This window comes from Acidiferrobacter sp. (assembly GCF_054609335.1).
In genome coordinates, this window is sequence record NZ_JBTRWP010000060.1 from 1 (window position 1) to 10000 (window position 10000).

At 64.5% G+C, this 10000-nt stretch carries 8 protein-coding genes; 6 read left to right on the forward strand and 2 right to left on the reverse strand.

Annotation, left to right across the window (positions count from 1 at the left end; genetic code table 11):
- Positions 1–431 (forward strand): RNA-guided endonuclease InsQ/TnpB family protein (locus ACYCTF_RS12450; protein WP_461284974.1); only part of this gene is annotated, 431 nt, incomplete at its 5' end.
- 506 nt (positions 432–937) lie between these two features.
- Here the strand turns inward: ACYCTF_RS12450 and ACYCTF_RS12455 are convergent.
- Both ACYCTF_RS12455 and ACYCTF_RS12460 read right to left on the reverse strand, forming a co-directional pair.
- A complete protein-coding gene (locus ACYCTF_RS12455; RefSeq protein ID WP_461284975.1) occupies positions 938–1873 on the reverse strand; it encodes an HNH endonuclease in 936 nt (311 codons plus the stop codon).
- A gap of 752 nt (positions 1874–2625) precedes the next feature.
- Positions 2626–5778, reverse strand: coding sequence for a putative bifunctional diguanylate cyclase/phosphodiesterase (locus ACYCTF_RS12460; protein ID WP_461284980.1), 3153 nt, complete (start codon positions 5776–5778; stop codon positions 2626–2628).
- A gap of 283 nt (positions 5779–6061) precedes the next feature.
- Between ACYCTF_RS12460 and ACYCTF_RS12465 the strand changes: the two genes are divergently transcribed.
- From ACYCTF_RS12465 to erpA, 5 genes are all read left to right on the forward strand, one after another.
- On the forward strand, positions 6062–7231 hold the full coding sequence (locus ACYCTF_RS12465; protein WP_461284976.1) for a porin: 1170 nt from the start codon (positions 6062–6064) through the stop codon (positions 7229–7231).
- Between the two features lie 93 nt (positions 7232–7324).
- Positions 7325–8359 carry an N-acetyl-gamma-glutamyl-phosphate reductase gene (gene argC, locus ACYCTF_RS12470; RefSeq protein ID WP_065971706.1) on the forward strand — a complete coding sequence of 345 codons (1035 nt, stop codon included), beginning with the start codon at positions 7325–7327 and terminating at the stop codon, positions 8357–8359.
- Between the two features lie 54 nt (positions 8360–8413).
- Positions 8414–9133, forward strand: coding sequence for a DUF6776 family protein (locus ACYCTF_RS12475; RefSeq protein WP_461284977.1), 720 nt, complete (start codon positions 8414–8416; stop codon positions 9131–9133).
- An 11-nt stretch (positions 9134–9144) separates the two neighbouring features.
- On the forward strand, positions 9145–9567 hold the full coding sequence (locus ACYCTF_RS12480) for a bactofilin family protein (RefSeq protein ID WP_211306730.1): 423 nt from the start codon (positions 9145–9147) through the stop codon (positions 9565–9567).
- A 67-nt stretch (positions 9568–9634) separates the two neighbouring features.
- Complete coding sequence (erpA, locus tag ACYCTF_RS12485; RefSeq protein ID WP_065971708.1) at positions 9635–9991, forward strand: iron-sulfur cluster insertion protein ErpA; 357 nt, start codon at positions 9635–9637, stop codon at positions 9989–9991.
- The last annotated feature ends 9 nt before the right edge of the window (positions 9992–10000 follow it).

The window sequence follows — 10000 nt, forward strand, 5'->3', positions numbered from 1 at the left end:
GAAGAAACGTCCGGGCCAAGTCCGGCCTGAACAAGTCCATCCTCGACCAGGGCGGGTTCGAGTTCCGCCGCCAACTGGACTACAAGCTGGCGTGGAACGGCGGCTGGCTCGTCGCCGTGCCGCCGCACTACACCACCCGGACGTGCCCGTGCTGTGGCCACGTCAGCGCCGACAATCGCAAGACGCAAGCCCGATTTGCCTGCGTGGAGTGCGGTTTCGAGGACAACGCCGATCTCGTCGGCGCGATCAACATCCTTTCCCGCGGGATGCACATGCTGCGGGACGAAGGGCAGGACACGGCGGACGCTTCCGCCGGGTGGGACACCACAGCCCGAATCGCCTGTGAAGTGAGCGGTGCAGTCATGCCGCCAGCAGCAGGAACCCGCCGAAGCGACTTAGGGGCGGCTCAATGCCGCCCCTTGGCGCCGTAGAATCCCCGGCCTCATTGCAGGCCGTATGGCCTGTCAGGCCGGGGAGGATGTCAATTCGGTGAGCCGCTGCTGACGCCGCTTGGCGAATCGCCACCCCTCGATGTGATGCGCGCCACGCTGGACTTCATCGTCTGTGTGTGGGATGGCCATGTGCTAGCCATGCCATGCTGGCATCAACCGGAAATCCTCGAGGCGTTGGAGGCGATCATGCGCGCAAGCGCCACCCCGTGCGATGTGAGGCGGGCCTATGAACAGCTCACGGTGCGGCGTTGCGAGAGGTTTGCAGGCGACGCCCGTGCGGTCCCCGGGCCCTCTCGGGGCCCATCGGGCAAGGCTGTGGAGGCTTGCGCATCTTTCGACGACGCACCGAGACCAAAATCACCGACCCTGTTGGCGTTCGGTCACGTGCGCGGCCCGCAAGGCTCGCGGGCGCATTCTCCGGCGGCAACGATCCGGGGCCGGGACCTGGTCCGGATCCTGCGTGAGGGGTTCATGGCCGCAGGCCGTCACTGCGCGGTTCGGAAAACCTCGAATCGCCGCGCGAGCCGCTCACGATCCGGGTGATCGCGGTCACGCGCTGGCAGGTGGATGGCCGCCCCGTCCAGGCGTTTCAGGGCCTCCAGCATGGGTCCATCGCGCTGGGCCAGTAGTCTCTCGGAGACGTGCAAGCGGTAGTCGGGATCAATGCCGATCAGATGGGCATCGAAGGCAGCATGATGGATTTTGGAGAGCGGGATGCCGTTGGACACGACTGGCTGCCCATAGCCGACATCGCCGTCGGCTATGATGTGGGCGGCGTCCAGGAGTCGTGTCTCGGGGAGTCCGGATAAGGCGCAGCGCCCCGCATAGGCCGTCAGGACGGCCTCCCGGAACGTGTTTTGGTGGAGGCGTCTTTTGATGATGTCGAGGGCATAACGACGCTCGGGTGCGGTCGCGGGCAAGGATAGCCCCGCGGCATCGGGAAGCCCAAAGACGATGCGCGCGGCAAGCCGCGTCGCATCCCAGTCGGCGATGAACGCCGGAATGATCGCTTGATAGAGGCCGGGCGCGAATCCGAGAAAATAGATGAGCGGCACCTGGTCTGCGAACGCCTCGCGCAGCCACTGGTTTTCGGCGGCCCCAGGGTTCTGGCCCATGAAGGCGTAATCCACAGTCTCATGGGCCGCAAAGATCTTGCGGTGCGCCTCGCGCTGGTCGTCATACCAGATGCGCGCGCCGCTTCTCGGAAACACCGTTCGGATGGACAGGCAGGATCGCATGGATCGTGGCTTGAAGATGCCGCGCTGCGGGTTGACGAGCGCAATGCGATCCCCGCCGAATACAAAGCCCTCGCGGATCTGGGTGGCGGTCAGGTGGCCATGCAGGTCCTGGAGCCGTCGCACATGGTGGAAGGCCGCTTGGCGGATGAGCGAATCATCAGCCGGCGCGGATGCGGTCTTCATGGCCGGTAGTCCTTATGTTTCCCGTCGTGTCCACAGCAGGTTGTTTCTGCCCTGTCGGTCTCATGGTTCATTCCGCCATCTCCCAGCCGTTCATGGCACCCGGGGGGCCTCTTCGGGCGGTTGTGGCGTTCCCGGACGGCGCACCAGCGCCTGCCATGCTACTCGCGACATCCTTTGTGCAAAAGTGGCGACCGCTTGTCGGGGGTGGGGATGGGCCCATAGCCCTGGTGCGCGGGCCGGGGCGAGTGGGGCACGACGGAGGGCGGGAAGGGACGATGGGAGGGCGGGGCGATCGCGAAACGGCGCGCCTGGTAGGCGCGAACATCCGTGAGGTGATAGTGGCAGGTATCGACGATCACGATGGCGCGTTGTTGTATCGGCAGGCCACCTGGGGCGGTGGCCCCACGGTGGGACCGTGGGTGAGCATGACTACGATCCCCCCGTGGTAGCGCATAAGCCGCTGTCGCGTCCAGGGAGATGTTCGTGACCGTGCCGCAGGTAGCCGCCGACCGGCCCTTCCCGATAGTGGCTGATCTCAAAGTCACAAGACGCCCACGCCCGTGGCGACAGCAGCCGGCATAAGCATGGGGTGATCGCCTCTCCGGCCGTGACGCTCCGATGCCTCGTGAGAGCGGGCGGGCGTGTCCTTAGGTGTGGCCGTTTCGATCGCGCCTTGTGCCCACAGTGAGGCGGGCGCCGGTATGGCGGTTCGCAAGGCGGGGGTGTCACCTTGCGGCCGACGATATCGGGATCTAATGGCCGGTTGCCGTGTGGCGCGATCCCGTGATGGCCTGCAGTAAGAGGGTATCCAGCTCCTCTTCGGCGGTCTGCAGCCGCATGAGGGTCGTAACCCCGGCCTGCTCGCCACTGGCGTACTCGCGCATGGACTCCATCATGAGGTGGTGGATGCGGGCATGGAGCACGCCAAGCGGCGTAGAGGCCTGGGATTGCAGGGCCTTATGAAGCGGGCAGGAATCGGTTGCCAGCGAGGTCTCGGGGATCGGGGGGCGGGCAAGCCGCAACGTCTCGATCGTGCTCTTTAGCCGCTTTTTATGGCCGGCGCGTGCCAGCCACGGCACGGCGTCGGCGGTCGCCGGCCGTCGCCTCCACAGGTCGGGGGCCCGCCAGCCATGCACCCAGTGGACCACGGCGTCGAGGGGGAGGGGCTTGCTGATGGCGTAACCCTGTCCGTACTGGCAGCCGAGATCGTGCAGAAGCAGGCCTTGTTCCGGCTGCTCTATCCCCTCGGCGACGGTGGTCAGATGCAGGACGCGCGCCGCGGTCAGGATGCCGCTTACGATCGCGAAGTCGCGTGGGTCTTCACCCATGTCGCTCACGAAGCTCTTGTCGATCTTCAGGATGTCGCACGGCAGTTTTTGGAGATAGTTGAGTGAGGCATAGCCGGTGCCGAAGTCGTCGAGGGCAATGGCAAGTCCCAGCGCGTGGCACTCGCCCAGTATTTCACCGGCGAGCGCGAGATCGGGGAGTTCGCTGGTCTCGGTGATCTCGATCTCAAGGCTACTCGCGATGCCGGGATCCTCTTTGAGGACCGTTTGGATATCCTTCAGGAAGTCCGGATGCAAGAGGTGGCGGCTATGGATGTTGACTGCGATCGGGACGCGTATCCCCTCGCCGGTGAGATGGCGGATCGCCGCCCTTGCCTGATCCAGTACGTAGAGATCCAGCCGGCGCATGAGATCGGCGTCCTGTTCGATCACCGGAAAATATTCCCCCGGGGCCCAGATCTGGCCGTCGGCACGCGGCCACCGGAGCAGCGCTTCGAGGCTGCGCAAACGCCCGGTGGCGATGTCCACTTGCGGCTGGAAATACAAGACCGGGATGTGCTCGCGCAAGGCGGCGATGAATTCATGCTGCAGCCGATGCTGATTCAGCAGGCGTTCCTCGAGGGCCGGCGTAAAGAAGCGGTAGAGGTTCTTGCCAAGACGCTTGGCCTCGTACAGGGCGAGATCGGCGCGCCTTATGAGGTCATCCACCTGATCGCCGTCGCCAGGGGACAGGCTGATGCCGACGCTGGCCCCTATCGCCAGCTGCTCATAGCCGGCGGCCACGAAGGGGTTGTCAAGCGCCCAGCGGATCGCCTCTATGGCGGACACCGCCTGGGTCCGCTCGTCGACGGGGGACAGGATCAGTCCGAACTCGTCGCCCCCAAGCCGCGCAACCGTCGCACCCGCGGGGACGGTGGCACGGATGCGTGCCGCTATCCGCCGCAGGAGTTCATCGCCGACGATATGGCCAAACTGGTCGTTGATGCTCTTGAACCCGTCTAGGTCCAGGATGGCGACGGCCAGCCCCTTGCGCTGTTGTGGGGGCTGCGCCAGGGCGGCCTCGAGTGTCTGGCGAAAGAGCACGCGGTTGTCGAGGCCTGTCAGGGCGTCGTGGCGGGCCTGGTGGATGAGCTGCTGCTCGCGCTCCGTATCCTCGAGCGAGAATGCCAGGTCCTGGACCAGGCCCTCCAGGAGGCGCACGAGCGGCGGCGCAAACAGGTTCAGCCGTTCGGATCCGAGGGCGAGTATCGCCACGATCCCGCCCTTGGTCCGAATCGGGAGGGCGGCCGCCGATTGCGTACCCGCCTGATCGTGCATGGCGCGCCACGGGGTGAAACGGTTGTCGTGGGCGAGATCGTCCGTGATCTCGGTGCGCCCGCTGCGCACCGCCCGTCCGGCGGTGCCCAGACCTTCCGGGCGATTCGGGTCGGCGGTGAACACGCAACGAAACCAGTCGATACCGAGCGGCCGCTTCTCGCTGAATGCCACGACCCGTATATCCCCCGAGGCCTCGACGCGGCCGATCCAGGCAAACAGCAGGCCGGTGTAGGCGATGATGATCCGGCAGGTCTCGGCGAACAGCTGGTCCGGGTCGGGGTGGCGCACGATGAATTGATTCAGCTCGCTCACCGCCAGGTAGAAGTCGCGCTGTTGCTCGGCAAACAGCCGTTCTTCACGGATGCGGTTGTCGGCCATCGCCTGGACGGCCTCGGCGTGCGCGATCTCCCGGCGCGAAGCCCGGTAGTAGAAGGTCGCGCTCACGAGCAGGACGAATATCAGCGCGAGCGGCACACCGAGCCTGTGCACGAAGGTCTGAATCACGTTCTTCAGGGGCAGGCTGACGCCGGCCACGAGGCCGTAGCGCGCGGACTGATAGGCCCCGAAGCGCCAACCGGTCTGCGTTTGTCCCGAAAACGCCCCGCTATCCCGGTGGATAGCCCTGTTCAAGGCGCGCATGAGCGCGCCATGGCGTACACGGCTGTACTGCGCGTGCGCCGAACCCGGGATTTTGTATTCGAGGGTGCCGTCGCGATCCACGATGAAGATGTGGAAGTGCGGCGGAAGCTTCTGGATGAGCGTGCGCAGGCGCGGCCAGGTGGAGAGCGGCCGCTCGAGGATCAGGGTCTCGTGCGCGACGAATGGCCGCGCAAACAACACCCGATATCCCTGCGCGGTGGTAAGGGGGGGCGAGAAGCATAAGCGATGGCGCCGCAGACACAGGGTCGTGACCGAAGGGAGGGCGTGATGGAGCATGGCCGGCGGGATCGCAAGCGGTCGGGCCGCCGCGAGAATGCGATCATGGGCGTCGATGAGGGCGGCATCGGTGTCGTGCCGGTGGTCGGCCACATAACGGCGCAGCACAGCGGCCCGTTCGGCTCGGGGCGTCCGTCGCAAGACGGTATTCAGCCGGCGCATCCCGTCGGCCGTGTCCTCGAGATAGGCCTGCTCCACCCGTCCGATGGCGGTGGCCATGATGGCCAGGCGGTGACGTGTGGCGAGCGCGAGTTCGTGCCATGTGGCGACCACGAAGGCGAGCGTCGTGATGAGTATGCCGAGTACGAAAAACGCCCACAGACGGCTGACGGCGTGTGGGCCGTGGTCTTTAGGTGCCGGCGCCATGTTCACGACTCGCCCTCCTCATCGCCCGCGGGGCCGGTTGGACCCCCGCTCGCGCCACCGGCATGGACCGGTTTTGTCCCCAGGCACGCGCCTACGTCCGCGGCGTGTCCGCCGGACCGCTTGCCTGTCATAAGACCACCCCATGGTCGTGTCGTATATAAGCAAGCGCTTCTGTGTTGCTTTTGCTAAGGTCGCTTGCTATACATCCCCAGGATAGACGTTGCAGCGTCTAGTGGTTAACCAAAAAGAAAATATCCTGTTCGGTGAGGAGGCAATTCCCATTATGAAGTGCAAGGCATTGACCGCCGCGGTGAGCGCGGTCTTGGTAGTGGTCCCGATGGCCGCCGTGGCCGGCGTCAAGATCGGCGGCATGGCCCAAGGGGAGATCGGGTACTGGAAGGACACGAGCCAGGGCGTGGTGAAGAGCCAGGGTACGAACATGCTCGATAACGGCCGTGGTCGCCTGTGGATCGAGGCCGACCAGAAGCTGGGTTACGGGCTCACCGGCATGGCCTATTACATGCTGAAGGTCAATACCGTGGGCCAGGGAGGTTTCGATACCTCGCCGTTTGCGCCCCTTAGCAACGCCGGTGAGAAGTACGTGGGTCTGAAGGGCGCCTTTGGCTCCATTGAACTCGGTAATATCGCCAGCCCCTACAAGTACACGGGTGGTGTCATGTGGGATGCCTTCGTCACCACGGACCTGCAGGCGCGCGGCAACGGCGGTATGTCCGGAGGCGTGTTCGGCCAGAACGGTTTCATGTCGAACTCCATCCTCTACCAGTCCCCGGATTTCAGCGGCTTCCATGTGGCCTTCGCCTATAGTCCGATGAATGCCGGCGTGAATGGGAGCAATGCGGCAAGCGAGCTTACCGCCCAGCACGGCGACTACGCCGCCGCCGTGCAGTGGAAGGCCCTGGGTTGGAGTATCTTCGTGGCCCGTGACCATGCCTCGGCCCCGGGTGGCGATCAGACGTTTAAGCCTTACGCCACGCCGATCGCGGTTGGTAACGGCTTGACGTACGCGTTCCCTGCAGGCGGCAAGCCGATCGCTGGCGGGGGCGTTACCTCTGGGGTCGCGCAGAACAACACCAAGTTCGGCGTGAAGTACAACTTCGGTCCGGTGGCGGTCATGGGTCAGGTGGAGAACCTCCAGACCTCCGGTGAGGCCAATCCGACCCGCGACTACTTCCTGGGGATCGATGGCGCCGCCGGCCACTGGACGCCGGTGCTGCAATTGGGCGACACCACCGACAAATACTTCGTCGGCACCGACATCAAGGTGAGTTATGTGGCGGTCGGCACCTTCTACAACTTCAAGAAGGGCTTTAGCCTCTACGGCGGCTACCGGCGCACGCGTATCACCGGGGCATCCTCGGCAGCCGCGGTCGCGGCCGGTGCCAGTAACGGCACCCAGAGCGTGTTCTCGATCGGCATGCGCAAGGTGTTCTAGGTCGTACCTGCAAGATGCGACGGACGGGGCCTGCGGGCCCCGTTTTTTTTAGGGGCTCTGCTACAATGGCGACCTCAGAAAAGGGGATTCTCCATGGTCAAGGTCGGGATAATCGGCGGCACGGGTTATACGGGTTCCGAGCTCTTGCGGCTCCTGAGCCGTCACCCGCGCGTGACCATAGGCGCCATCACCTCGCGCGCCGAGGCCGGCCGCAATGTGGCGGATCTCTTTCCGAGTCTGCGCGGCCGGTGTGATCTCACGTTTACCGATCCCGAGGGCGAGGGGGTCTTTGCGGGTTGCGATGTGGTGATGAGCGCGACCCCCAACGGCATCGCCATGACCCACGCCCCGCGGCTGCTCGCCGAAGGCGTGCGCGTGATCGACATCGCTGCCGACTTCCGGATTCGCGATATCGCCGTCTGGGAGCAATGGTACGGCATGAAGCATGCTTGCCCGGGGCTCGTGGCCGAGGCCGTGTACGGCCTCCCGGAGCGCCATCGCGCCGCCATCCGTAAGGCGCGGCTCGTCGCCAATCCCGGATGTTATCCGACCGCTGTGCAGCTCGGTTTTCTGCCGCTTGTCGAAAACGGTCTCGTGGATCTGTCATCGCTCATGGCCTCGGCGGTGTCGGGTACGAGCGGGGCCGGGCGCGGGGCGCATGTGCCGATGTTGTTCGCCGAGGCTGCGGAGTCGGTGAAGGCCTATGCCGTGGGTGGTCACCGTCATCAGCCGGAGATCGCCCAGGGGCTCGCGCAGATGGCCGGCCAACCGGTCGAGTTCGTGTTCGTGCCACACCTCGTGCCCATGATCCGCGGTATCCATGCGACCCTCTATGCGCGCCTGAAGGATCCCTCGGTCGACGTGCAGGCGCTCTACGAGACGCGTTACCGGGATGAGCCCTTCGTGGACGTCCTGCCGGCTGGCGGACACCCGGAGACGCGCACCGTGCGTGGGACCAACCTCTGTCGTATCGCGGTCCATAGACCGAAGGGTACGGACAAGGTGGTGGTCCTGAGCGCCATCGACAATCTCACCAAGGGCGCGAGCGGCCAGGCGGTGCAGAACCTGAATCTGATGTGCGGCTTTGCGGAGACCGAGGGCCTAGACGAGATCGCGCTCTTCCCCTGAGTTGTCGCATCCGGCCGACCGGCTATACTCCCCCCGAGTTTCCGTGGAGGTGTCGTGGTAAACCATATCGGCAATCTCGTGGTAAGGCGGCGCGTCTCGCCGGTGGTGCGTTACGGGCTGATCGCCGCGGGTGTCGCTTTGGCGGTCCTGGGCGGGGCCGGGTTGTTCTGGTGGGGCGAATCGGCGGCGGGCTTCGACGTCGGCCGCGCGGCCCATGACGAGGCCCAGGCGCGCGCGCGTATTGCCCGTTTGCGGCACGAGGTCAAGAGGCTTTCTGCGCAGCTCGCCATAAGCAAGCGTTTGCTGCAGTCGGGAAACGTCGCCTACGCCGCGCTGTCTGCGGCACTGAAGAAGAGCGATGCAAGGCGCCTGCATTTAAAGGAGCGCGTCGGTTTTTATGAGACCGTGCTGGCGGCCTCGAAGGCCGCGAAGGGTCTGGAGATCGACCATTTCCAGGTGGTCCGCGCATCGTCGGGCTGGCGATACGATCTGGTCTTGGTGCAGCCGTTCGCCGCGAATCGCTGGACCTATGCGCGCGTGCGCCTCACCGTTCAGGGGCAAGGGACGGGCCGTCCGTCGGGCGCCTCAGCCGTAAGCCTTGTTGACACGCCACGCGATGTACACTTTAAATATTTTGATGAGGTCCGCGGGCCCTTGAAAGTGCCCGCGCATGTCATCCCGCACAAAGTCATGGTCCGGGTCGTGTCGGGCGGGCGGGTCGTCACACGCAGTTATCCGTGGCCGAACCCGACGTCTCCAGGCCCCCACGAATGAGGATACGCATCATGCTGGAGAAGATGGGAAAGAAGTCGGGCGAGAAGCCCTGCAACACGATAGACACGCTGATTGGCGAACAGACCCAGATCACCGGTAACCTGGTGTTTTCTGGGGGTTTGCGTATCGACGGCAAGGTCCATGGGGACATTACCGCGCAGGGCGATGGGAGCACCCTGATCCTGAGTGAACGCGGCGAGGTGACGGGCAATATCAAGGTCCCGCATCTCATCATCAACGGGAGGATCAAGGGCAACGTCCATTCCTCGGAATGCGTGGAGTTGCAGGCCAAGGCCGAGATTACCGGCGACATGACCTACAAGAGCCTGGAGATGGCCCTCGGCGCTACAGTCAATGGCGGACTCATCCATGAGGCGGAGAAGGGGACGCCAAAGCTGAAGGCCATTGGCGCCTCCGATCCGGTCATATCCTAGGCCCGTTTGACCGCGCACCCAGGCGCGCGGATAATGGGGGGCAGCGAATTTACGAGGATTCATCAGCATGACTGAAGCCGTTGCCACCGAGATGCCGAGCCCCTTGAATTTTACCGACAGTGCCGCTCAAAAGGTGAAAGAGCTGATTGCCGAGGAAAACAACCCGGCTTTGATGTTGCGGGTGTTTGTTTCGGGCGGCGGCTGCTCGGGTTTCCAGTACGGGTTCACGTTCGACGAGAACGCCAATGAGGATGATGCGCGCATCGACAAGGGCGGCGTCACCTTGCTGGTCGACCCCATGAGCTTTCAGTACCTGGCGGGCGCCGAGATCGATTATCAGGAGGGCCTGGATGGCGCGCAATTCGTCATCAAGAATCCGCAGGCCAAGAGCACCTGCGGGTGCGGGTCGTCGTTCTCCGTCTAACGTGAGCCC